This window comes from Palleronia pontilimi, from assembly GCF_016412875.1.
Lineage (GTDB): Bacteria > Pseudomonadota > Alphaproteobacteria > Rhodobacterales > Rhodobacteraceae > Palleronia > Palleronia pontilimi.
In genome coordinates this window covers 40,375-61,921 of the sequence record NZ_JAEKPD010000013.1, presented here as the reverse complement: position 1 = coordinate 61,921, position 21,547 = coordinate 40,375, and the positions used below count along the sequence as shown (strand labels likewise).

The 21,547-nt window shown below is 70.7% G+C and carries 22 protein-coding genes; 13 read left to right on the top strand and 9 right to left on the bottom strand.

The features are described from left to right. The first annotated feature begins 10 nt into the window (after nucleotides 1-10). A complete protein-coding gene (locus ILP92_RS12875; protein WP_198916818.1) occupies nucleotides 11-2,047 on the top strand; it encodes an NADH:flavin oxidoreductase in 2,037 nt (678 codons plus the stop codon). On the opposite strand, the gene ILP92_RS12870 is transcribed toward ILP92_RS12875, so the two are convergent. Then, on the bottom strand, nucleotides 2,044-2,730 hold the full coding sequence (locus ILP92_RS12870; RefSeq protein ID WP_198916817.1) for a D-lyxose/D-mannose family sugar isomerase: 687 nt from the start codon (nucleotides 2,728-2,730) through the stop codon (nucleotides 2,044-2,046). The genes ILP92_RS12875 and ILP92_RS12870 overlap by 4 nt on opposite strands. Nucleotides 2,731-2,862: 132 nt before the next feature. Between ILP92_RS12870 and ILP92_RS12865 the strand changes: the two genes are divergently transcribed. From ILP92_RS12865 to ILP92_RS12855, 3 genes are read left to right on the top strand one after another with little or no spacing between them, the layout of a single operon-like run. Then, nucleotides 2,863-3,279, top strand: coding sequence for a ribbon-helix-helix domain-containing protein (locus tag ILP92_RS12865; RefSeq protein ID WP_198916816.1), 417 nt, complete (start codon nucleotides 2,863-2,865; stop codon nucleotides 3,277-3,279). Nucleotides 3,280-3,325: 46 nt separating this feature from the next. Continuing rightward, a complete protein-coding gene (locus tag ILP92_RS12860; RefSeq protein ID WP_198916815.1) occupies nucleotides 3,326-4,258 on the top strand; it encodes an extracellular catalytic domain type 1 short-chain-length polyhydroxyalkanoate depolymerase in 933 nt (310 codons plus the stop codon). After that, nucleotides 4,255-5,382 (top strand): C45 family autoproteolytic acyltransferase/hydrolase, encoded by a 1,128-nt coding sequence (locus tag ILP92_RS12855; protein WP_198916814.1) that lies wholly within the window; start codon nucleotides 4,255-4,257, stop codon nucleotides 5,380-5,382. The genes ILP92_RS12860 and ILP92_RS12855 overlap by 4 nt, the downstream gene beginning before the upstream one ends. On the opposite strand, the gene ILP92_RS12850 is transcribed toward ILP92_RS12855, so the two are convergent. The 5 genes from ILP92_RS12850 to ILP92_RS12830 all read right to left on the bottom strand — a co-directional run bounded on the left by ILP92_RS12850 (nucleotide 5,379) and on the right by ILP92_RS12830 (nucleotide 9,916). Next, nucleotides 5,379-6,551, bottom strand: coding sequence for a lytic murein transglycosylase (locus ILP92_RS12850; RefSeq protein ID WP_198916813.1), 1,173 nt, complete (start codon nucleotides 6,549-6,551; stop codon nucleotides 5,379-5,381). The two genes, ILP92_RS12855 and ILP92_RS12850, sit on opposite strands and share 4 nt — an antisense overlap. Nucleotides 6,552-6,611: 60 nt before the next feature. Then, nucleotides 6,612-7,511, bottom strand: a complete 900-nt coding sequence (gene cbiB, locus ILP92_RS12845; RefSeq protein WP_198916812.1) for an adenosylcobinamide-phosphate synthase CbiB — start codon at nucleotides 7,509-7,511, stop codon at nucleotides 6,612-6,614. 81 nt (nucleotides 7,512-7,592) lie between these two features. Next, the gene (locus tag ILP92_RS12840) at nucleotides 7,593-8,534 is read right to left on the bottom strand and encodes a threonine-phosphate decarboxylase (RefSeq protein ID WP_198916811.1); all 942 of its coding nucleotides are present in this window, start codon (nucleotides 8,532-8,534) and stop codon (nucleotides 7,593-7,595) included. Next, entirely contained in the window at nucleotides 8,527-8,901 is a 375-nt protein-coding gene (locus ILP92_RS12835) for a DUF1636 family protein (protein ID WP_198916810.1), read from the bottom strand. Before ILP92_RS12835 ends, ILP92_RS12840 begins: the two co-directional genes overlap by 8 nt. A gap of 40 nt (nucleotides 8,902-8,941) precedes the next feature. Continuing rightward, on the bottom strand, nucleotides 8,942-9,916 hold the full coding sequence (locus ILP92_RS12830; protein WP_198916809.1) for a glutathione S-transferase family protein: 975 nt from the start codon (nucleotides 9,914-9,916) through the stop codon (nucleotides 8,942-8,944). A gap of 268 nt (nucleotides 9,917-10,184) precedes the next feature. On the opposite strand from ILP92_RS12830, the gene ILP92_RS12825 reads away from it, so the two are divergent. The 8 genes from ILP92_RS12825 to ILP92_RS12790 all read left to right on the top strand — a co-directional run bounded on the left by ILP92_RS12825 (nucleotide 10,185) and on the right by ILP92_RS12790 (nucleotide 17,325). Beyond that, nucleotides 10,185-10,394 carry a DUF6732 family protein gene (locus ILP92_RS12825; protein WP_198916808.1) on the top strand — a complete coding sequence of 70 codons (210 nt, stop codon included), beginning with the start codon at nucleotides 10,185-10,187 and terminating at the stop codon, nucleotides 10,392-10,394. After that, the gene (locus tag ILP92_RS12820; RefSeq protein WP_198916807.1) at nucleotides 10,391-11,578 is read left to right on the top strand and encodes a sirohydrochlorin chelatase; all 1,188 of its coding nucleotides are present in this window, start codon (nucleotides 10,391-10,393) and stop codon (nucleotides 11,576-11,578) included. Before ILP92_RS12825 ends, ILP92_RS12820 begins: the two co-directional genes overlap by 4 nt. 66 nt (nucleotides 11,579-11,644) lie before the next feature. Then, nucleotides 11,645-12,280 carry a precorrin-8X methylmutase gene (locus tag ILP92_RS12815; RefSeq protein WP_198916806.1) on the top strand — a complete coding sequence of 212 codons (636 nt, stop codon included), beginning with the start codon at nucleotides 11,645-11,647 and terminating at the stop codon, nucleotides 12,278-12,280. 60 nt (nucleotides 12,281-12,340) lie between these two features. Further along, a complete protein-coding gene (gene cbiE / locus ILP92_RS12810) occupies nucleotides 12,341-13,543 on the top strand; it encodes a precorrin-6y C5,15-methyltransferase (decarboxylating) subunit CbiE (protein ID WP_198916805.1) in 1,203 nt (400 codons plus the stop codon). Between the two features lie 79 nt (nucleotides 13,544-13,622). Beyond that, nucleotides 13,623-14,324, top strand: coding sequence for a precorrin-2 C(20)-methyltransferase (gene cobI / locus ILP92_RS12805; protein WP_198916804.1), 702 nt, complete (start codon nucleotides 13,623-13,625; stop codon nucleotides 14,322-14,324). Next, nucleotides 14,315-16,093: a precorrin-3B C(17)-methyltransferase gene (gene cobJ, locus ILP92_RS12800; RefSeq protein ID WP_198916803.1), complete on the top strand. Its 1,779-nt coding sequence runs from the start codon at nucleotides 14,315-14,317 to the stop codon at nucleotides 16,091-16,093. Before cobI ends, cobJ begins: the two co-directional genes overlap by 10 nt. 43 nt (nucleotides 16,094-16,136) lie before the next feature. After that, nucleotides 16,137-16,907, top strand: a complete 771-nt coding sequence (gene cobM / locus ILP92_RS12795) for a precorrin-4 C(11)-methyltransferase (RefSeq protein WP_198916802.1) — start codon at nucleotides 16,137-16,139, stop codon at nucleotides 16,905-16,907. A gap of 55 nt (nucleotides 16,908-16,962) precedes the next feature. Then, nucleotides 16,963-17,325, top strand: coding sequence for a hypothetical protein (locus ILP92_RS12790; protein ID WP_198916801.1), 363 nt, complete (start codon nucleotides 16,963-16,965; stop codon nucleotides 17,323-17,325). Here the strand turns inward: ILP92_RS12790 and ILP92_RS12785 are convergent. The 3 genes from ILP92_RS12785 to ILP92_RS12775 are packed head-to-tail and all read right to left on the bottom strand — an operon-like array spanning nucleotide 17,322 to nucleotide 20,112. Further along, nucleotides 17,322-18,404, bottom strand: a complete 1,083-nt coding sequence (locus ILP92_RS12785; protein WP_198916800.1) for a thiolase family protein — start codon at nucleotides 18,402-18,404, stop codon at nucleotides 17,322-17,324. The genes ILP92_RS12790 and ILP92_RS12785 overlap by 4 nt on opposite strands. Further along, nucleotides 18,401-19,483 (bottom strand): AMP-binding protein, encoded by a 1,083-nt coding sequence (locus tag ILP92_RS12780; RefSeq protein ID WP_198916799.1) that lies wholly within the window; start codon nucleotides 19,481-19,483, stop codon nucleotides 18,401-18,403. Before ILP92_RS12780 ends, ILP92_RS12785 begins: the two co-directional genes overlap by 4 nt. Next, a complete protein-coding gene (locus ILP92_RS12775; RefSeq protein ID WP_198916798.1) occupies nucleotides 19,480-20,112 on the bottom strand; it encodes a ribonuclease T2 family protein in 633 nt (210 codons plus the stop codon). The genes ILP92_RS12780 and ILP92_RS12775 overlap by 4 nt, the downstream gene beginning before the upstream one ends. Before the next feature lie 132 nt (nucleotides 20,113-20,244). Between ILP92_RS12775 and ILP92_RS12770 the strand changes: the two genes are divergently transcribed. Next, on the top strand, nucleotides 20,245-21,000 hold the full coding sequence (locus tag ILP92_RS12770; RefSeq protein ID WP_198916797.1) for a DUF1013 domain-containing protein: 756 nt from the start codon (nucleotides 20,245-20,247) through the stop codon (nucleotides 20,998-21,000). Nucleotides 21,001-21,547: the final 547 nt, after the last annotated feature.

Sequence of the window (21,547 nt, the reverse complement as noted above, 5' to 3'; positions counted from 1 at the left end):
AGGCCGCTTCATGTCCAACGATCCGCTTCTCCAGCCCTTCCAGCTGAAGCACCTGACGCTGAAGAACCGGCTGATGATCACCAGCCACGAACCCGCCTATCCCGAGGACGGGATGCCCAAGGACCGCTACCGCGCCTACCACGTGGAACGGGCCAAGGGCGGCGTCGCGCTGACCATGACGGCGGGCTCGGCGTCGGTGTCGCGCGACAGCCCGCCGGTCTTCAACAACGTGCTGGCCTGGCAGGACGAGGTGGTCGGCTGGATGGCGAAGCTCACGGACGAATGCCACGACCACGGCTGCGCGGTGATGATCCAGCTCACCCATCTGGGCCGCCGCACCCGCTGGGACAAGGGCGACTGGCTTCCGGTCGTGTCGGCAGGCTACGAGCGCGAGCCCGCGCACCGCGCCTTTCCCAAATGCGCCGAGGATTGGGACATCGCGCGCATCATCCGCGATTACGCCGACGCGGCCGAGCGGATGCAGGCCGCGGGTCTCGACGGGATCGAGCTGGAAGCCTACGGCCACCTGATCGAGCAGTTCACCTCGCCGCTCACCAACGCCCAAGACGGCCCCTATGGCGGCCCGCTCGACAACCGCCTGCGGTTCCTGTTCGATACGCTCGCCGCCATCCGCCAGCGGGTCGGCCCCGATTTCATCGTCGGCGTGCGCTACGCGGGCGACGAATGCCAGCCGGGCGGCATCGACAAGACCGAAGGCATGGAAATCTCGCGCCGCCTGAAGGACAGCGGCATGGTCGATTTCCTAAACATCGTGCGCGGCCATATCGACACCGATCCGGGCCTCTCTGACCTGATCCCGGTGCAGGGCATGGCCAGCGCACCGCACCTGGACTTCGCGGGCGAGATCCGCGCGGCCACGCAATTTCCGACCTTCCACGCCGCCAAGATCCAGGACGTCGCCACCGCGCGCCACGCCATCGCGTCCGGCAAGCTCGACATGGTGGGCATGACCCGCGCCCACATGGCCGATCCGCATATCGTCGCCAAGATCATGGCGGGCACCGAGGATCGCATCCGCCCCTGCGTCGGCGCGAACTATTGCCTCGACCGGATCTACCAGGGGGGCATGGCGCTGTGCCTGCACAACCCGTCCACGGGCCGCGAGATCGAGCAGCCGCACCAGGTCGCCAAGACCGACACGCCCCGCCGCGTGGTCGTCGTCGGGGCCGGTCCCGCCGGTCTGGAAGCCGCGCGCGTGGCGGCTTTGCGCGGGCATCAAGTCACCGTCCACGAGGCCGCGAACGATCCCGGCGGGCAGGTCCGCCTGTCGTCGCAGACCAGGCGCCGCTCGGAAATGCTGCAACTGATCCAGTGGCGCCACGCCGAATGCGACCGGCTGGGCGTCACCTTCCGCTTCAACAGCTTCGCCGACGCCGACACGATCCGCGAAGACGCGCCCGACGTCGTCATCATCGCCACCGGCGGCCTGCCGCATACCGAAGTGCTGGACGAAGGCGACGACCTGGTGGCGTCCACGTGGGACATCCTGTCGGGCGACGTGCGCCCGGGCGACAACGTCCTGATCTACGACGACGCGGGCGACTACGCCGGGCTGCAAGCCGCCGAGCGCATCGCCGAGACCGGCGCGCGGGTCGAGATCACCACCCGCGACCGCGCCTTCGCCCCCGAGGTCATGGCCATGTCGCTGACGCCCTCCATGCGCGTGCTGCAACAGCGCGACGTGACGACCACGGTCATGTGGAAGCTTGACGCCGTCGAGCGCCACGGCAACGCGCTGCGCGCCACGCTGGGCAGCGATTACGGCGATTTCAAGCGGACCCGAGACGTCGACCAGGTCATCGTCAACCACGGCACGCGGCCCCTGGACGACCTCTATTTCGAGCTGACGCGCGACGCGACCAACGGGGGCGAGGTCGATTACGAAGCCCTCGTCGCGGGCGCGCCGCAGACCGTCACCCGCAACCCCGACGGCGCGTTCCAGCTCTTCCGCATCGGCGACGCCGTGGCCGCGCGCAACACCCACGCGGCGATCTACGACGCGCTCCGGCTGGTCCGCACGCTCTAGCCCAGCCAGGTGGCGTAGTCGCTGACCAGCAGGTGGCGGGGGGCTTCGTCTTCCTCGACCTGCGCGAAGCGGCCGATGGGATCGCGGAAGATGTTGTCGGTCTCGTCGTCGTTCACGGTCGAAACCTCGCCGATCAGCACGTCGCCGCCGTCGCCCCAGAACGCGTGCCAGTCGCCCGGCCGTAGCGTGACGCTTTCGCCCGGGGCCAGCTGCAACTTCTCGCCGGGGCCGAAATCGCGCGCGATCCCGTCGCACAGCACCGTGCCGCCCGCGGTATCGTCGAAATTGCCGTCGCCGTCCGACCCGTAAAGCTCGACCACAAGCGTCGCGCCGCCCCGGTTGATGATATCCTCAGCCTTGATGGCGTGGGTATGGGTCGGGCTCAGCTGGTCGCGGCGCGAGATCAGCAGCTTTTCCGCGTAGCACATGCCGCCGCCGCGCTGCAGGTCCGACAGAAGCCCGTTGCGCAGGGTGAACAGGAACAGCCCCATCGCGTCGAAATCGCCCTTGCCGTAATCGGTGATGTCCCAGCCGCAGCGCGAATCGATGACATGCCGCGCCGCGTCCTTGCGCTTCGCGAACTCATCGGGCGTCCAGTCTGCGAAGGGCGGCAGCACGAAGCCGTGGCGTTCGATCAGCGCGCGCGCGTCGTCCATGATTGCATTGATCTGCGAGCGTTTCATGCCACGCCTCCCGAATGTTTCGCCCGCGATCATAGCAGTCCGACCCAAATTCGTCATGGCGCGTTATGATTGGCCATTGACAGTTCGGCCCGGGAAGATCATCCATAGAACATCCAAGTGGATGGTAAGTAGATGCCCAAGATACACCGACTGCCGGATCGCAGCGCCGATACGGAAAAACTCACGATCAACCTGGGCCACGTGGACCTGGGCCGGATCGACCTGCTGGTGCGCGAGGGCTTCTACACCAACCGCTCCGATTTCATTCGCGCCGCGATCCGCGCGCAACTCGTCACGGATGCGCGCGCGGTCGAGCAATCGGTCGCCCGCCACCAGGTGGAAATGGGGCTGATCGACCTCAGCCGCGCCGACCTGGAAGCCATGCGCGACGCGGGCGAGACGCTGCACCTGCGGGTGCTGGGCCTTGCCCGGATCGCCGACGACGTGTCGCCCGAACTGGCGGCGCAGGTCATCGGCTCGCTCAGCGTGCTGGGATCGTTACAGGCGCCCACGGCGGTGAAGTCGGTCCTTAAGGATCGCATGGTATGAACCGGGCCGCCCGAAAGCGCCCATTGACGGAAAGGTCTTCCACCCCATGAACGAAGAATTCTCGCAGGCCATGCGCCAGGCGCTCGAGGCCACGCGCGCGGGCGATCCCGGTGCCGCCACGGCGATCATCCAGTCGGCGCTGGGCGGCCAACCGCTGCCCGCGCAGGCCCCGCCGCTGAAGGCCCCGCCGGTCCACACCGACGCGCGCATCCAGTCACGCCGTCACGCCTGCAGCGGCGGGGCGCGGAGCTACCGGCTGTTCGTGCCCACCAGGCCTGCCCGCGGCGTCGTGCTGATGCTGCACGGCTGCACCCAGACGCCAGAAGATTTCGCCCGCGGCGTCGGCATGGACGCGCTGGCCGAGGATGCGGGGTTCGTCGTCGCCTATCCCGCCCAGACCGCCGCCCAGAACGCGCAATCGTGCTGGAACTGGTTCCTGCCCGCGCACCAGTCCCGCACCGGTGGCGAGGCCGAGATGCTCGCCAACCTCGCCCGTGATCTGGCCACCGAATTCGACGTGGGCGACCGGATCTTCGTGGCCGGGCTGTCGGCGGGCGGCGCCATGGCGGCCGTGCTGGCCGACACCCACCCCGAGCTCTTCGCCGCCATCGGCGTCCATTCCGGCCTGCCCGCGGGCGCGGCGCAGGACGTGAACGCCGCCTTCGCCGCCATGCGCGCGGGCGGCACCGGGCGGGCGCCCCGCGTCCCCGCCATCGTCTTCCACGGCACGTCGGATACCACGGTGTCGCCGCGCAACGCGCGGATGCTGGTGCCCGGCGACGGGATCGAGACCTCCGAAAGCGGCAACGGGCGATCCTGGACCCGCCTGACCAGCGACACGTCCGAGCTGTGGCTGGTCAAGGGCGCGGGCCATGCGTGGTTCGGCGGCGGCGCGGGCGGCAGCTACGCCGACCCCAAGGGGCCCGGCGCCTCGGCCGAGATGCTGCGCTTCTTCGATGCTCAAGGGACACGCACATGACCCATTCCATGACCTTCGATGCCATCGCCGAGGATCTCCCCGGCGCCAAGTGGCGCGCCCGTTGGGATGCCTGCTGGCCCGAGTACCGCGCCTGGTTCGAAGCCCGTGGCGGCGCGTCGGGGCCGTCCCGCCAGGCCTGCGAGGCCGCGTTGGCCGAGCATATGCCCGAGCTGGTCCCGGTCCACCGCGACCTGACCCGGCTCGCGGGCGGCGGCGACCTGGCGGCACGGTTCCTGTCCACCTGGTGCCCGCCCGCCTATCTGGGCGGCTGCTCGCTGGCCGCCCTCTCGGATGGCGACGACACCCGCCTGATCCGCAACTACGACCTGTCGCCGGACCTGAACGAAGGGTTCCTTTTGCGCAGCGCGTGGACCGGCACGCCCGTCATGGGCATGGTCGAATTCCTGTGGGGCCTGTCGGACGGCATAAACGAGCACGGCCTGTCGGTGGCACTTGCCTTCGGCGGCACCGAGCGCGTGGGGCAAGGCTTCGGCATCTGCACGATCCTGCGCTACCTGCTGGAAACCTGCCGCGACGTGCCGCAGGCGCTGGACGTGCTGGACCGGGTGCCATCGCACATGGACTACAACCTGGTGCTGGCCGACGCCGAAGGCAGGGTCCAGTCGGTCGAGGTCCACGCGGGCGGCGGGATCGTCCTGCGCCCCGGCGCGGTGGCGACGAACCACCAGCTCGACCGCCCCCTGCCGCTGAAAGCCGAGTTCACCCGGACTGTCGAACGCCTGGCCGCCCTGACCCGCGTCACCCGCAAGGACGAAGGCGACGCCGCGGTCGCGGCCTTCGGCAGGGCGCCGCTCTACCAGACCGATTTCGCGGGCGGGTTCGGCACGCTCTTCACCGCCGAATACAGGCCCGGCACCCGCGCGATGCGGCTGATCTGGCCCGACATCGAGATGGCGCAAAGCCTGCACGCCTTCGACGAGACCAGCGTGACCGTCACCTTCGGCGACGCGCCCCGGACCGAGGTTCCGCTGGAAGACCTGGTGGCGTTCGTGCCCGACTCCCGCCGCGACCGCGCCCGCCGCTGGCTGGACGAAGCGCGCGCGGGACGGATGGACTGGGCGGCCTTCGGGGCGCTGTTCGTGCCCGACGCCGCGCGTCCCTAAAGCGCGTTCAAAAGCTCGGTCGTGGGCCAGGCATCGGCGGGCAGGCCCAGCCGCTGCTGCTCGGCCCGCACCGCCGACCGCGTGCCCGCGCCGAGGATGCCGTCGACCTCGCCCACGTCATGGCCGCGCGCGGCCAGCTTCTGCTGCAAGTCCCGCATCTGCGCGCCCGACAGCGGCGGCGGCGGGTTGCCAGCGTCGAAGACCGGCGCGCCCTCCAGCCGGGTGGCGAAATAGGCGGCGGTCAGGACGTAAGTAAAGCTCTGGTTCCACTCGAAAAAGACGTTGAAATTCGGGTAGGCGATGAAGGCCGGGCCGTTGCGGCCCTGCGGCAGCACCAGCGACGCGGGCAGATCCGCGTCCCACCCGCCGTCGCGCGGGGTGACGCCCAAAGCGGCCCATTCCGACGGGCTCAGGGTCGTGTCGATATTGGCCAGGCTCCAATCCATGCTGCCCGGCACGTCCACTTCCTCGAGCCACGGCTCGCCCGCGCGCCAGCCCAAATGTTGCAGCATCTTGCCGCCCGAGCTCAGCGCGTCCCGCGGCGAGGTCTTCAGATCCACCGTGCCGTTGCCGTCGGCATCGACGCCGTTCTCGATGATGTCCTGCGGCAGCATCTGCACCATCCCGATCTCGCCCGCCCAGGCGCCGGTGGTGGTGTCGGGATCCAGCGCGCCGCGCGCGAAAAGCTCCAGCGCCGCGAAGACCTGCGGGCGGAACAGCTCGGGGCGGCGGCAATCATGGGCCAGCGTCATCAGCGAATTGACCGTGTTGAAGTCGCCCTGGAACGCGCCGTAATCGGTCTCGAACGCCCAGAAGGCCAGCAGCACGCCGCGCGACACGCCGTAGTCGCGCTCGATGGCGGCGAAGGTGTCGGCGTAGCGCTCGGCATTGGCGCGCCCGCGGGTGACCCGGTCGGCGCTGATCAGGCGGCGCGCGAACTCGGTGAAGGGCAGGGTGAAGACGCCCTGCTTGCGGTCGGCCGCCAGCGTGGCGTCGTCCTGGCGCGTGCCGTCGAAGAACGCGCGGGCGGTGTCCGGCGCGACGCCGCGCGCGATGGCCGCGTCCTGCATGGCGGCGCGGAAATCGGCGAAACTGCCGCCGCATTGCGGCTGGGCGCTGGCGACGCCGGCCAGCAGGGTCAGTGTCGCGGCGAGGGGGATCAGACGCATGGAAGGCTCCGTCGTGGGAATTTCGGCGCCTAGCTAGCAGGTGCGCCCGCCGGGGCAAGATCAGAGAACCGCGACCAGCCCGACGATGCCCACCATCAGCGCCCAGCTGCGCCACAGTGCAGCGGTGGCGCGCTCGATGTCGTCCGCGCCCGCGTCGCGGTGGCCCTCGGGGCCCACGAACGGAAAGTCGCGCAGCTGCCCGTCGTACGAGCGCGGCCCCGCCAGCGCCACGCCCAGCACGGCCGCCATGGCCGCTTCGGGCCAGCCTGCATTGGGCGAGCGGTGTAGCGGCGCATCGCGCAGGACGCGGCGCCACAGCCCCGGTCGGCCGTGGGACAGCAGGATCAGCAGCGCCGTCAGGCGCGCCGGGATCCAGTTCAGCACGTCGTCCAGCCGGGCGGCGGCCCAGCCGAAATCGGCGTGGCGCGGCGTGCGGTAGCCGACCATCGAATCGGCGGTGTTCACGATCTTGTAAACCAGCAGCCCCGGCAGACCCGCCAGCGCGAACCAGAAGGCGGGCGCCACGACGCCGTCCGACAGGTTCTCGGCCCCCGATTCGATGGCCGCCCGCGCGATGGCGGCCCCATCCATCGCGTCCGTGTCGCGCCCGACGATCTGCGCGACGGCGTGGCGCGCCTCATCGGTCGAGCGGCGCAGGGCGGTGGCCACCGCGCGCACGTGATCGGCCAGGCTGCGCTGGGCCAGCAGGATCGCGGCCAGCAGCAGCGACCAGAGCGCGCCGCCGGGCAGCACCTCGATGACGCGCCCGGCGAGGGCCGCGCCCACCACCAGCGCCGCGACCGTCGCGATGCCCGCGGGTTTCGCGGGCGGCCGGTTGAACCGCGCGTCGCACCAGCCGATCAGGCGCCCCATCAGCACGGCCGGATGCGGCGCGCGGTCCCACAGCCAGCGCGGCTCGCCCAGCGCGGCGTCGAGCAGAAGGGCCGCGAACAGCGTCACGCTGGCGAACCGTCGCAAGGGCAGGGGGCGTCGGTCCGGGATATTTGGAAGAACAAAGATGGGGCGGGACGGCGCATGGGCTCAGGGCTTTGCGAAGGCGGCGCGGACGCGGTCGAAGGCGTCGGGGCGGGGCAGGCCCAGGCGCAGCCAGGTCGCGTCGTAGGGAAAGACGCGCGACAGGATGCGGTGGCGTGCCAGACATTCGTGCCATGCCGCGGCCGTTGGGCAGGCGTAAAGGCGGAACAGCGTCGTCCCGCCCATTGGCGTGAGCCCCGCGCCGGTGACGATGCGGTCGAGCCGCTCGGCGTCGTGGGCCAGGCGCGTCCGGGTGCGCTCGGCCCATGCGGTGTCGCCAAGCGCCGCGGCGCCCACCTCGAGCGCCGGGCCCGACACGGCCCAGGGGCCGATCCGGTCGGACAGCGCGCTGAGGGTGGCCCCGTGCCCGATGGCAAAGCCCAGCCGCAGCCCCGCCAACCCCCAGAATTTGCCGAAACTTTTCAGCACGATCGTGCCGGGCTGCGCCGTGTGCGCGATCAGCGAGCGGTCGGGCGCCACGTCGCAGAAGCTTTCGTCGATGATAGCGATCCGCGCGTCCGGCCGTGCGGCGAGCCAGCGCCCGTCCGGGTTGTTCGGATGCACCCGCACCTGGATCGGGGCGGTCGCGTCGCCGAAGCGCGCGCCATGCGCGGCGAAGGCGGCGCGATGCTCGTTATAGGTGGGCGCGGGGATGTGGACGGGGGCGTCGGGCAGGATGCCGGGCAGGGCGGCGATCAGCGCCGACGCGCCGGGAGCCGCGACGATCCGGGCGGTCTCGGGCACCCGCCAGAAGGCCCGGGCCGCGTCCAGCAGGCGCCCCATGGCGGCCCGGTCGGGAAGGGCCGTCCACGCGTCCGGCGCCAGCGGCGGCAGCGGATAGGGCACCGGGTTGATCCCGGTCGAGAGATCCAGCCAGTCGGCCCGTGCACCGCCCCACCGCGCAATCGCCGCGTCGAGCCCGCCGCCGTGGTCGCGTGGCTCAGCCATCGTCCGGAAGTGGCGGGTGGCGCGTGATGAAATGCCCCTTCACGCCCTGCGGCCATTGCCGATAGGGCACCTGCCCGCAGTCGCTTTCGGCGTGCAGCGCCGCGTAATCGACGATAGCCTGCGCGTCCCCGGGTTCGGGCGCGAACTTGCCCAGCGTGTAGGCCAGCTTGCCCGCCGCCTGGATCGCGACGTTGCAGCCGTGGCTGCATCCCATCAGGCACGACACCCGCCGCGTCCGCACGCCCCGCCCCTCGGCCGCGCGTTCGACCAGTGCCGCCAGCACCTCGCCATCGGTTTGCCCCGCGCCCCCGGCGTCCCAGCCGTCGCGCTTGCAGGTGTCGCAGATGGTGATCCAGGTGGTGCTCATGGCCGTGCTTGAACCCGATCCGGGCGGCCGGGGCAAGGGCTCAGCCGCGCCCGTGCGGCGCGGTCCAGTCGATCACCGGGTTGATCGGGATGATCCGGTGCGGGTTTATCGTCTCGTGGCTGTAGTGGTAATGCTCGACGATATGGTCGAAATGCACCGTGTCGGCGATGCCCGGCCACTGGTAGAGCTCGCGCGTGTAGCCCCACAGGTTGGGGTAATCCACGATCCGCTTGCGGTTGCACTTGAAGTGCAGGTGATAGACCAGGTCGAACCGCACCAGGGTGGAAAACAGGCGCCAGTCGGCCTCGGTGATGCAGTCGCCCATGAGGTAGCGGTTTTCGGACAGGATCCCCTCGATCCAGTCCAGGCTGTCGAAGAGCGGATGCACCGCCTTGTCATAGGCGGCTTGCGTGGTCGCGAAGCCCGCCTTGTAGACGCCATTGTTCACCGTGTCGTAGATGCGGTCGTTCACAGGCTCCATCGCGTCCCGCAGCTCTTCGGGCCAGTAATCGTCGGTATTTCCCGTGATGCCGTCGAAGGCCGAATTCAGCATCCGGATGATCTCGGACGATTCGTTGCTGACGATGGTCTCGCGCTGCAGGTCCCACAGGATCGGCACGGTCACGCGACCCGACGTCTTGGGATCGGCCCGCAGGTACAGGTCGCGCGCGAAGGGCAAGCCGTAAACCCGGTCGCCGGTCGTGCCGGGAAAGTCCGTCTCGAACGTCCAGCCGTCGCCCAGCATGTGCGGATGCACGGCCGACACCTGGATGATGTCCTGCAAGTCCTTCAGCGCCAGGAAGAACAGCGCGCGATTGGCCCAGGGGCAAGCATACGAGACATAGAGGTGATAGCGATGCGGCTCGGCCTTGAACCCGCCTTCGCCCGACGGACCCGCGCTGCCGTCGGCCGTGATCCAGTTGCGATAGCTCGAGGTCGAGCGTCGAAACTCGCCGCCCGTGCTGTCGGTATCGTACCACTCGTCGCGCCAGACGCCGTCCACCAGCTTGCCCATGTCCTGTCCTTCCATGTCCTTACGGTCCGAAAGATAGCGCCGCGCGCCCGCCGGGGCAGGGCGAAGCGGCTGTGCGCGGATGCACCAAGCGCATATCGCTTTGCATGGGCCGCCCGGCGGGTGTAAGGCGGGCGCGACGACGCCCCGCAACCCAAGGGGCCGGACAGGTGGCCACGACGCACCCGACCCAGACCGGGGGGGCAGCGTGGTATCGTCAGGGCAAGACCCGGCGCGCCCGATGGCCCCGCCCGCCGAAGGAGACGCCTCCATGCGATACGCCTGTCTTTTGCTGACGGTCCCCGGTCCGGCCTTTGCCCATGCAGGCCATCTGGGCGCGCTGGCGGGCCACGATCACTGGATCGCCGGGGCCGCGGTGGGGATCGCGCTGGGCATCGGGCTCTGGCAAGCGGCCAAGGATCGCAAGGCCCGCAAGGACGACACCGCAGCCGACGACACCACGCCCGAGCAATCCGCATGAAGACCGGCGTGATGATCTGCGGCCACGGCTCGCGCAGCCAGTCGGCGGTGGACGAATTCGCGACGCTGGCCGAAAAGCTGCCCGCCCGCCTGCCCGCGGACTGGCTGGTCGATTACGGCTACCTGGAATTCGCCAACCCGGTGATCCGCGACGGGCTGGACCGGCTGCGCGACGCAGGGTGCGACCGCATCCTGGCCGTCCCGGGCATGCTTTTCGCGGCCATGCACGCCAAGAACGACATCCCCACGGTGCTGAACACCTATGCGGAAAAGCACGGCATCGACATCCGCTACGGGCGCGAGCTGGGGATCGATCCGAAGATGATCGCCGCCGCCGCCGCGCGGATCCGCGACGCCGTGGCCCGCGCCGATGCGGAAGACGGCAAGGTCGACCTGCACGACACCTGCCTGGTGGTGATCGGCCGCGGCGCGTCCGACCCCGACGCAAACGGCAACGTCGCCAAGATCGCGCGGATGCTGCACGAGGGCATCGGCTTCGGCTGGCACGAGGTCGGCTATAGCGGCGTGACCTTCCCGCTGGTCGAGCCGTGCCTCGAACACGTCACCCGGCTCGGCTACAGGCGCGTCGTGGTGTTCCCCTATTTCCTGTTCTCGGGCATCCTGATCGACCGCATCTACGGCTTCACCGACCGTGTCGCCGCCGCGCATCCCGAAATCGCTTTCGTCAAGGCGGGCTATCTGGGCGACCATGCGCAGGTGCTCGACACTTTCGCCGAGCGGGTGATGGAGCTGAACACCGGCCAGCCCATCCCCAATTGCGGCATCTGCCCATTCCGCGAACAGGTGCTCGAGCTCGAAGGCGGCGCCCACCGCCACATCGCGCCCGCCGAACGGATGAGCCTCGACCACCCCGCCGCGGGCCCGGTGCCGCCGCCCACCTGCGTGCTGTGCAAGTACCGCACGCAAGTGCTGGGGTTCGAGGCCGAGGTCGGCGCGGTCCAGGAAAGCCACCACCACCACGTGGAAGGCCAGGGCGCCAATGCGCCCGGCTCGAACGTGGCCGATTGCGCGCTCTGCGACACGTTCTGCACCGGCCTCTGTCGTCTTGAGGCGCAGCATCATCACCACCACGATCACGACGACCACCACCACCATCACCACGCGACCTATCCCCACGCACATCACCCGCTGGGCCCCGAAAGCGCCCGCAAGATGAAGCCCTGACCGGTACTTCATCTTTCCAAAAATACCTCCGCCGGAGGCATCCGACGCAAGCAAAAGGCACCCCATTTGCGCCCCTACGAAAAAGACCCAGCCGCCATCTACGCCCAAAGCTTCGCGACCGTCCGGTCCGAGGCGCGGCTGGACCGGTTCCCGGCCGGGCTCGACGCGCTGGCGATCCGGCTGATCCACGCCTGCGGCATGGTCGAGATCGCCGACCGCCTGGCATTCTCGCCGGACGCCCACGACGCGGGGCGGGCGGCGCTGGCGGCGGGCGCGCCGATCCTGTGCGATTGCGAAATGGCGGGCGCGGGGATCATCCGCCGCCACCTGCCCGCGGGCAACGACGTGGTGGTGACGCTCAACGACCCGCGCGTCCCGGACCTGGCCCGGCGCCTGGGCACCACCCGCTCGGCGGCGGCGGTCGAGCTCTGGCGCGACCGCCTGGCGGGCGCGGTGGTCGCCATCGGCAACGCGCCAACGGCGCTGTTCCACCTGCTCGAGATGCTGGACGCGGGCGGCCCGCGCCCCGCCGTCATCCTTGGCTTCCCGGTGGGCTTCGTCGGTGCGGCGGAATCCAAGGCCGAGCTGGCCCGCGACCCCCGCGGCTGCGCCTACGTGTGCCTGAAGGGGCGGCGCGGCGGCTCCGCGATGGCGTCGGCGGCGGTGAATGCACTGGCGTCGGGCCTGGAGACAGGCGGATGACCCGGGGCGCAATTTTCCTACCGGAAAATTGGACGGATTTTTCGAAAAATCCGGGTCCCCATGTCTGACGTCTGGCTGCATATCGTGGGCATCGGCGAAGATGGCATGGCGGGGCTGTCCCCGGCCACCCGCGCCGTGCTCGAGGCGGCCGAGATCATCGTCGGCGGCGATCGCCACCACCGCCTGTCGGACAGCGTCACGGCCGAGCGCGTCGCCTGGCCGTCGCCCTTCGACGCGCTGATCGACATGCTGAAAGGCTATCGAGGCAGGCGCGTGGTCGTCTTGGCCACCGGCGATCCGCTCTGGTTCTCGGTGGGCGCGCGGATCGGCCGCGCGATCCCGGCGCGCGAGATCCTGTACCACCCGCAGCTTTCGGCCTTCCAGCTGGCCGCCGCCCGGCTGGGCTGGTCGCTGGCCGACGTGGAAACCCTGACCGTCCACGGCCGTCCGGTCGAGCAGATGATCGCCTTCATTCAGCCCGACGCGCGGCTGCTGATCCTGACCACCGGCGCCGAGACGCCCGCCCGCATCGCCGCCTTCCTGACCGAGCGCGGCTTTGGCGGCTCGCCCATGACGGTGCTGGCCAACATGGGCGGCGCGGAGGAAGCTCGCTTCGACGGCGTGGCCGAAAGCTGGAACCATGTCGTGCCCGCCTTCAACACGCTCGCGGTGGACTGCGTCGCGGCGCCGGACGCGGCGCTGCTGCCGCGCGTGCCGGGTCTGGACGACGATCTGTTCCAGCACGACGGCACCATGACCAAGCAGGAGGTCCGCGCGGTCACGTTGGCCAAGCTCATGCCCATGCGCGGCGCGCTGCTGTGGGACGTGGGCACCGGCTGCGGCTCGGTCGCGGTGGAATGGATGCGCGCCGCCCGCTACGCCCGCGCCATCGGCATCGAGCCGCGCGCCGACCGGCGGGCCATGGCCGCGGCCAACGCGCTGGCGCTGGGCGCCCCGAAGCTCGAACTGATCGACGGCACGGCGCCCGCCGCGCTGCAGGGGCTCGACGCGCCCGACGCGGTGTTCCTGGGCGGCGGCCTGGGCAAGGACGTGTTCGACGCGGCCTGGGACCGGCTGAAGCCCCTGGGACGGCTGGTGGCCAACGCGGTGACGCTGGAAAGCGAGGGCGTCCTGGGCGCGCTGCACGCGCGGCACGGCGGCCAACTGGTCCGCCTGCAATCCGCGCGCGCCGAGGGCGTGGGCCGGTTTCGCGGCTGGCGCCCGGCCATGCCCGTGACCCAGTGGAGCCTGATCAAGCGATGAGCCCCTGTCACGCGCTGCGCCGGGATATTTGTGAGAACAAAGATGGGACAGGCCGCGCGCCGTTCCGGGCTCGGCGCGGATGAGCGGCGTGCTTTACGGCGTCGGGGTCGGCCCGGGCGATCCGGGCCTGGTGACGCGCAAGGCGGCCCGGCTGGTCGCGGGCGCATCGGTGATCGCCTATCCGACGCTGGCGGGCGCGCCCAGCTTCGCGCGCGCCATCGTGGCCGACCTGATCCCCGAAGGCTGCGACGAGATCGTCATGGACCTGCCCATGCGCGGCGACCGCGCGCCCGCCCAGGCCGTCTATGACGACGGGGCCGCGCGGATCGGTGCGGCGCTGGCGGGCGGCCGCGACGTCGTGTGCCTCTGCGAGGGCGATCCGTTCTTCTACGGCTCGTTCATGTACCTGCACGCGCGGCTGAAGGATCGGTTCGCGATCGAGATCGTGCCGGGCGTGTCGTCGGTCATGGCCGCGTCGGCGCGGGCCGCGCTGCCGCTGGCCGCCCGCAACGAGCGGGTGACCATCCTGCCCGGCCCCTTGTCCGCGGCTGAGCTGGAAGCGCGCATCGCGGGGGCCGAGGCGGTCGCCGTGATGAAGGTCGGCCGCCATCTGCCGAAGATCCGTGACGTGATCGGACGGCTGGGCCTTCTGGACCGCGCCGTCTATGTCGAGCGCGCGACCCTGCCGAACGAGCGGATCTGCCCGCTGGCCGAGGCACCAGAGGCGGCGCCGTATTTCTCGATGATCCTGCTCAACAAGGGGGACGATCCGTGGCTTTGACACCCGTGGTCCTGGCGCTGTCGCGCGCGGGCGAAGACACCGCGCATCGCGTCGCGGCCGTGCTGGGCTGCCCCGTGCACGGGCGCGCGGGTCGGGTCGCGCGGGCGGATGCCTGGTTCGACAACGCGCTGGACCACGCGCGCGACCTGTTCGCGGCGGGAACGCCCGTTGTCGGCGTCTGCGCCAGCGGCATCCTGATCCGCGCCGTCGCCCCGATCCTGTCGGACAAGCGGGCTGAGCCGCCGGTCGTGTCGGTCAGCGACGACGGCGCGGTGGTGGTGCCGCTGCTGGGCGGGCATCGCGGGGCGAACCGGCTGGCGGGCGATATCGCGCGGGCGCTGGGCGGCATCGCGGCGGTGACCACGGCGGGCGACATCGCGCTGGGCGTGGCTTTGGATGCGCCGCCGCCGGGATACGTGCTGGAGAACCCCGAGGACGCGAAGGACGTGATGGCGCGGCTTCTGGCCGGGGAGTCCGCGCGTGTCGAGGGCGACGCCCCGTGGCTGGCCGGTCTGCCGCGCGGGTCGGGGCCTGTCCTGACGTGCCAGACCGCGCCGGGCGGCGAGGGGCTGGTGTTCCGCCCGCAGGTCGCCGTGCTGGGCCTGGGCGCGTCGCGCGACTGCCCGGTGGACGAGATGGCCGAGCTTGTGACCCGCGTCCTGGACGAGGCGCAAATCGCGCCGGGGGCCGTGGCCTGCGTGACCAGCGTGGACCTGAAGGCCGACGAGCCCGCTATCCTGGCGGTGGCGATGCGGCTGGGGCGCGAATTGCGCCTGTTCACCGCGGCCGAGTTGGAGGCCGAGACACCGCGCAGCGCGACGCCGTCGGACGTGGTCTTCGCCGAGATCGGCACCCACGGGGTCAGCGAGAACGCGGCGCTGGCGGGCGCGGGCCCCGATGCGCGGCTTTTGGTGGCGAAACGCAAGACCGCCCATGCCACCGCCGCGTTGGCCCTGTCGCCCGTGCCGCTGGTCGAGCTGCCGGGCCGCGCGCGGGGCCGGCTGTCGGTGGTGGGGATCGGGCCGGGCCAGTCCGCGTGGCGCACGCCCGAGGTCAGCCGCCTGATCACCGATGCCGACACGCTGGTGGGCTACGGGCTTTACATCGACCTGCTGGGTCCGCTGGCCGGCGGGAAAGAGCGCCACGATTTCCCCCTGGGCGGCGAGGAGGACCGCTGCCGCCACGCGCTGGAACTGGCGGGCGAGGGGCGCAACGTGGCGCTGGTCTGCTCGGGCGACGCGGGGATCTATGCCATGGGCGCGCTGGTCTTCGAGCTGCTCGACCGCACCGAGAAAGGCGTGAGCGACGCGGCGCGGCGGGCCGAAGTGATCTCGTCGCCCGGCATCTCGGCGCTGCAGGCCGCGGCGGCCCGGGCGGGGGCGCCCTTGGGCCATGACTTCTGCGCGATCTCGCTGTCGGACCTGCTGACCCCGCGCGAGGATATCGTGAAACGCCTGCACGCGGCGGCCGAGGGCGATTTCGTCATCGCCTTCTACAACCCGGTGTCGAAGCGGCGGCGGACCCTGCTGGCCGAGGCGCGCGAGATCCTGCTCCAGCACCGCCCCGCCGACACGCCCGTGCTGCTGGCATCGTCGCTGGGGCGGCCCGAGGAACAGATCCGCTATCGCAGGCTCGACGCGCTCGAAGTGGACGAGGTGGACATGCTGACCGTGGTGCTGGTCGGCTCGTCCCAGTCGCGGCTGGTGCGCTCGGGCGAAGGCCCGCGCATGTACACGCCGCGCGGCTATGCCCGGAAGGCCGGGCTATGAGGCGGGGGGTGCGCCATAGGTATTTCTGGAAAGGTGAATCGGCATGACGGTCTATTTCATCGGCGCGGGTCCCGGTGACCCGGAGCTTCTGACGCTCAAGGCCCAGCGCCTGATCCGGGCCTGCCCGGTCTGCCTTTACGCGGGATCGTTGGTGCCGCAGGCCGTGGTGGCCGAGGCGCCCGCAGGCGCGCGGGTGCTGGACACTGCCCCCATGACGCTGGACGACACCCATGCCGAGATCGTCGCGGCCCATGCGAAGGGGCAGGACGTGGCGCGGGTCCATTCCGGCGATCCGTCGCTTTACGGCGCCATCGCCGAGCAGATCCGGCGCCTGCGCGCCGACGGGATCGACTACCAGATCGTGCCCGGCGTGCCCGCCTACGCCGCCGCCGCCGCGGCGCTGGGCCAGGAACTGACGGTGCCGGGCGTTGCGCAATCCATCGTGCTGACCCGCATGAGCATGAAATCCACGTCCATGCCGCCGGGCGAGACGCTGGAAAACTTCGCCCGCTCGGGCGCCACGCTGGCCATCCACCTGGGCATCCGCGCCCTGCGCGAGATCGAGCGCCAGCTGGTGCCGTTCTACGGGCCCGACTGCCCCGTCATCGTGGCCTACCGGGTGGGCTGGCCGGACCAGTCGTTCCTGCGCGGCACGCTGTCGGATATCCGCGAACGCGTGCGCGCCGAAAAGATCACCCGCACGGCGCTGATCCTGGTCGGGCCCGCGCTGGGTGAGGTCGGCGATTTCAGCGACTCGGCGCTCTACGATCCCGCGATCCCCCATGTTCTTCGGCCAAGGGTGCAAAAAGCTTGATTTGATCCCCGACTGCGACATCTTCGACAGGGAGCACGTTTGGGGGGACGTCGGGATGAGCGCTTATCTGTCGAAGGATCTACTGGCATCCGTGGGCGCATCGCGCATCCCGAAGCCGCGATCGGACGCCCAGTTGGCGGTGGTGTCGAACAATCGCCGCCTGCCGGTGCGCCGCCGCTGGAGCACCGGGTTCTCGGTCGACGCATCCGACGCGCGGCACCTGCGCGGCCTCGTCGAGCTTTACGAGGGCGACGCCCTGCTCGGCTGGTGCCTGGTCTATTCGGGCACGCTGGACGGGGCCGAACATCGCTTCGAATTCAAGCGCTTCACCGCCTGCGGCGACGCGCCGCCGGTGGATTTCGAGCGGATCCCACCTGTCGTCCTTCAGCTGGCCGCGCCAAAAATCGCCCGCCGCTAGGCGCGCAGCAACAAAGCTGTCCCGAGGCCGCCCGCCGCCGCGATCGCGGCCAATCCCAGTCCCGGGCCGCGCCCGAGCTCATGGACCAGCCGCACCGCGTTGACCGCGCCCGAGGCGCCGATGGGATGGCCCCGCGCCAACGCGCCGCCGCCGCGATTGACGCTTGCGGGATCGATCCCGCAGCGCGCGACGGTGGCCATGGCCTGGCTCGCATAGGCCTCCATCATTTCCACGGCCGTCAGGTCGGCTGGCGTGACGCCCGCGCGGCTCAGCGTGTCCTGGATCGCGGCCAGCGGGGCCAGCGGCGGCGTGGCGGGATCCCCGCCCAGGGTGCAGCCGCCGACGATGCGCGGCGCGTCCGGCGCCATGTGGGCGGGACCCAGGAGCAGCAGCGCGGCACCATCGGCGGCCACGGCGGCGGTGGCGGTGGTGATCGGGTCGCAGAGCAGCGGCGCGCGCGCGGCCGTGGCGGACGACAGGGCGCGGGTGAAGCTGTCCCGCGCCAGTCCCGCCACCGCGACAAGCTCGGCCGTCAGATCCGCCGCGCGCGCGCTCGCGTGGCTGGCGACCGCGTAGGCCGCCATCGCGTCGCGGGTGATCCCGTCGGCCCGCGCCAGCGCCGCGGCGGCTTCGGCCAGGTCGGGATCGGGCATGCCGGGCGGCGCGAAGGCGGGCCGGTCGTAAAAGCGCGGCGCCGCAGCCGTGCCACGCGCGCGCAGGGGGCGGCGCGAATAGCTTTCGGCCCCGCCCGCCAGCACCAGCCGCGCCCGGCCCGCCCGGATCAGCGCGTCGCCCAGCAGAACCGCGTCCAGGCCGCTGACGCATTGCCGGTCGATCGTCAGCCCCGCCACCCGCTCGTGCAGCCCCGCCGCCAGCGCCGCGACCCGCGCGGGATTGCCCCCGGCGCCCAGCGCGTTGCCCAGGATCAGCTCGTCGATCTCGTGCGGCGCGACATCCGCGTGGCGCAGGCAGGCGCGGATCACCGGTGCGGCCAGCGCGTGGATGTCCAGCCCGGCCAGCGCGCCGCCGCGGGGGGCCACCGGCGTGCGGAACGCGGCCAGGATGGCGGTGTCGCTCATGCGGGATGCGTCAGGCTGCGCGTCAGCGCCCATAGATCGGGCTTGCCCGACGGCAGCGTCGGCAGCACCGGCAGCGCGACCATCCGGTGCGGCGTGGACGCGGCCCCGATCCGGGCGCGGCACTGGCCCAGAAGCCGCGCATCCAGCGCGGCATCGGGCGCCCCTTCCCGGATCGCGACAAGGCGGTGGCCGCGCGCCGGGTCCCTCAGAGCGACGACCGCGACCGCGGCCCCTGCGGCCTCGGCCAGCACCCGCTCGGCCGCTTCGGGGCTGACCAACCGGTCGGCGATATTGACCTGTCGCGACACGCGGCCCAGCACCTCCAGCGCGCCGTCCGCGGCGAAGGCGCCCAACTCGCCCAGGCTGATCCAGTCGCCGTCGCGCCGCAGGTCCGGATCGGCCCCGCTGACATATCCGTCGAAGAGATAGGGCGAGCGCACGCGGATCAGCCCGCGTTCATCCAGCGCGATCTCGACGCCGGGATAGGGGGCCGCGTCCAGCGTGATGAAGCTAGTCTCGGACGCGCCGTAGAACGGCACGATGCGCGCGCGCGGAAAGGCGTCGCGCGCCAGCCACCGCGCGGCCCCGTCCAGCGCGCCGCCGCCGACCAGGACGTGGCGCAGCGCCGGGAAGGGGCCGTGCCGGGCGATCTGGCGGATCTGCGTCGGCGTCAGCCACAGATGCGTGGCGGCGTGGGCGCGCAGCGCCTGGGCCTGCCGGTCGGGGCGCATGCCCCCCAGCGCCAGAAGGCCCGCGCCCAGATGCGCGGCTTCGCAAAGCGCGTACAGCGCGATCGAATGGCCCATGACGCTCAGGCACGCCACGCGGGCCTCGGGCGTGATGTGGAACAGGCGCGCATTGATCCGGAACGACGCGATCCAGCTTTGGGCACTGCGGCGCAGGATCTTCGGCGCGCCCGTGGTCCCGCCCGTGGCGACCTCGATCCACGTGCCGTAGCCCCCGTCGGCCCGCAGCCCGCCCCCGTCGGCGCGCAAATCCAGCCCCGCGCCCAGGATGTCCAGCAGCCCGCCATCGTCGCCCGCGACAAGGCGCGCGCCGGGGTGGCGGTGCAACCTCATTCGATCGGGTCCATCAGCGCGTCGCGCTGGGTGCAGTCCCGGATCACGTCGTCGCCGCAGCGGCGCGGGGCCAGGTCGCGGGTCAGGCACACGCGCACCTCCTGGATGCGGCGCGATTTGCAGGTGACGGTCAGCGCGTCCGGAAACAGCTGCGCGTTTTCCTTCAGGAACGCCTCTTCCACCACCCGCGCGGGCAGTTTCACGGGCTCCGCCAAGTCTCGGAACACCTGCGGCCGGGCGACGCTTGCAAACGCGTCGCGGGCAAGCGCGAAATACTCGTCGGACGCCAGCCCCGCGCAGCGTCCGTGCTTCTTCCACTGGTACCATGCCGCCCCGGGGCCGCCCATGATGTCGGCCATGGCGGCGGTGTCGCGGCGCGACGGATCGCCCAGGCGCAGCGTGCAATATTGCGGATAGCCCCGCTCGTATTGCGGCCAGAGCCCGTGCAGAACCCAGCCGAAATCGGCACCCGCGTCGCATTGCGCCGCGCCGCGCGCGTCGCCTTCCATTGCGCACCAGGTGGGCGACCACGACAGCGCCAGCACGTAGTAATCGAACGCCCCGGCGCGGTCCTGCGCGCGCAGGGGCGCGGGCAGCAGTAGCGATAGCACGACCAGCAAGCGCAGCATTTGGGGTCTTTCCTAAAGGGCCGACAGTGACTATATCCTCCCCGAGTTCCCCGACAATGCGAACTTGGGCCTGACCGGCCCGGCCTCTGATCCGGGCCACGGGGAAGACATGTCTGAATGGGAGCACGAGCGATGTCCGACAAACCGATCATGGCCAAAGCCACCGCCGTCTGGCTGGTCGACAATACCACGCTGACCTTCAAGCAGGTCGCCGATTTCTGCGGTCTGCACGAGCTTGAAGTGCAGGGCATCGCCGACGGCGACGTGGCCGCGGGCGTCAAGGGCTTCGATCCGGTCGCCAACAATCAGCTGACCCAGGAAGAGATCGACAAGGCCGAAAAGGACCCGGCCCACAAGCTGAAGCTGAAGTTCAATCCCGCCGCCCTGGGCGAAGAAAAGCGCCGCGGGCCGCGCTACACGCCGCTCAGCAAGCGCCAGGACCGGCCCGCGTCGATCCTGTGGCTGGTGAAGTTCCACCCCGAGCTGGCGGATGCCCAGATCTCAAAGCTGGTGGGCACCACCAAGCCGACGATCCAGGCGATCCGCGAGCGCACGCACTGGAACATCAACAACATCGAGCCCATCGACCCCGTCGCCCTGGGCCTGTGCAAGCAGTCCGAGCTGGACCTGCAGGTGCAGAAGGCCGCCGCCAAGAAGGCCCGCGAAGGCGCGGTGATGACCGACGACGAGCGCCGCAAACTGGTCTCGACCGAGCAGTCGCTGGGCGGCGATCCCGAGCCGAAGATGCCGTCGGCGATCTCGGGGCTGGAAACCTTCAGCCTGAGCGATACCGGCGAAGAGCTGGAGGAAAAGGACGACCGCGACGTCAGCGACGCCGACAGCTTCTTCAACCTGCCCGACGGCCCGCGGGACGACGACGACACCTAAGGCCCGCCCGGCCGCGGCGTCGTCCAGCGGCCGCCCGGACCTCCCATCCCCAGCGTCCCCGCTCCACGGCCGGGGACGCTTCGGCCCCCCCTGCGGGCGTAGGCGCCGACCGAAGTCCGCCGCCGACTTCGCCCCAATATCCCCGAAGAATCCGAGAAAAACACGCAATCCGGCCCCCCGGACTGCAGTGACGCAAGCGGTGCGTCCCGCCCGATCAGGCCCGCCGCGACGCCCGGTTTCGGCGTGTTCTTTCCGTCACTTGCCGCCCGCAGCGCAGGCGTGCCATGAATTTGCCCTACCCAGTCCACATTCGATATGTTCTTTTCGGACAAAATAAATCCGCAAAATCGCGGAAGGGTGTTTCTGCATCCGGACGAGCAATGAGGCACAGAGCAGCGACCGATCGGCCAGTCCATGGTCCGACTGTCGCTTTCTGGCGGATCGCGCAAAGCGGTTCGTGGGGAAGGAGCGGTTTTTTTGACCGACGGGTATGACAACTGGGGTTGATCTTCTGGTTCGCGCCGCGGCGCGCATCCGGTCCAACGCG

Excerpts from the sequence above, each read along its gene's own strand:
- ILP92_RS12780 (WP_198916799.1), bottom strand. The coding sequence starts at position 19,483 with ATGAGGTTGCACCGCCACCCCGGCGCGCGCCTTGTCGCGGGCGACGAT.
- cbiE (WP_198916805.1), top strand. The coding sequence starts at position 12,341 with ATGTCTGACGTCTGGCTGCATATCGTGGGCATCGGCGAAGATGGCATG.
- ILP92_RS12785 (WP_198916800.1), bottom strand. The coding sequence starts at position 18,404 with ATGAGCGACACCGCCATCCTGGCCGCGTTCCGCACGCCGGTGGCCCCC.
- ILP92_RS12850 (WP_198916813.1), bottom strand. The coding sequence starts at position 6,551 with ATGCGTCTGATCCCCCTCGCCGCGACACTGACCCTGCTGGCCGGCGTC.
- ILP92_RS12825 (WP_198916808.1), top strand. The coding sequence starts at position 10,185 with ATGCGATACGCCTGTCTTTTGCTGACGGTCCCCGGTCCGGCCTTTGCC.
- cobI (WP_198916804.1), top strand. The coding sequence starts at position 13,623 with ATGAGCGGCGTGCTTTACGGCGTCGGGGTCGGCCCGGGCGATCCGGGC.
- ILP92_RS12865 (WP_198916816.1), top strand. The coding sequence starts at position 2,863 with ATGCCCAAGATACACCGACTGCCGGATCGCAGCGCCGATACGGAAAAA.
- ILP92_RS12830 (WP_198916809.1), bottom strand. The coding sequence starts at position 9,916 with ATGGGCAAGCTGGTGGACGGCGTCTGGCGCGACGAGTGGTACGATACC.
- cobM (WP_198916802.1), top strand. The coding sequence starts at position 16,137 with ATGACGGTCTATTTCATCGGCGCGGGTCCCGGTGACCCGGAGCTTCTG.
- ILP92_RS12840 (WP_198916811.1), bottom strand. The coding sequence starts at position 8,534 with ATGGCTGAGCCACGCGACCACGGCGGCGGGCTCGACGCGGCGATTGCG.
- ILP92_RS12875 (WP_198916818.1), top strand. The coding sequence starts at position 11 with ATGTCCAACGATCCGCTTCTCCAGCCCTTCCAGCTGAAGCACCTGACG.
- ILP92_RS12775 (WP_198916798.1), bottom strand. The coding sequence starts at position 20,112 with ATGCTGCGCTTGCTGGTCGTGCTATCGCTACTGCTGCCCGCGCCCCTG.
- ILP92_RS12855 (WP_198916814.1), top strand. The coding sequence starts at position 4,255 with ATGACCCATTCCATGACCTTCGATGCCATCGCCGAGGATCTCCCCGGC.
- ILP92_RS12770 (WP_198916797.1), top strand. The coding sequence starts at position 20,245 with ATGTCCGACAAACCGATCATGGCCAAAGCCACCGCCGTCTGGCTGGTC.
- ILP92_RS12860 (WP_198916815.1), top strand. The coding sequence starts at position 3,326 with ATGAACGAAGAATTCTCGCAGGCCATGCGCCAGGCGCTCGAGGCCACG.
- ILP92_RS12835 (WP_198916810.1), bottom strand. The coding sequence starts at position 8,901 with ATGAGCACCACCTGGATCACCATCTGCGACACCTGCAAGCGCGACGGC.
- ILP92_RS12870 (WP_198916817.1), bottom strand. The coding sequence starts at position 2,730 with ATGAAACGCTCGCAGATCAATGCAATCATGGACGACGCGCGCGCGCTG.
- ILP92_RS12820 (WP_198916807.1), top strand. The coding sequence starts at position 10,391 with ATGAAGACCGGCGTGATGATCTGCGGCCACGGCTCGCGCAGCCAGTCG.
- ILP92_RS12790 (WP_198916801.1), top strand. The coding sequence starts at position 16,963 with ATGAGCGCTTATCTGTCGAAGGATCTACTGGCATCCGTGGGCGCATCG.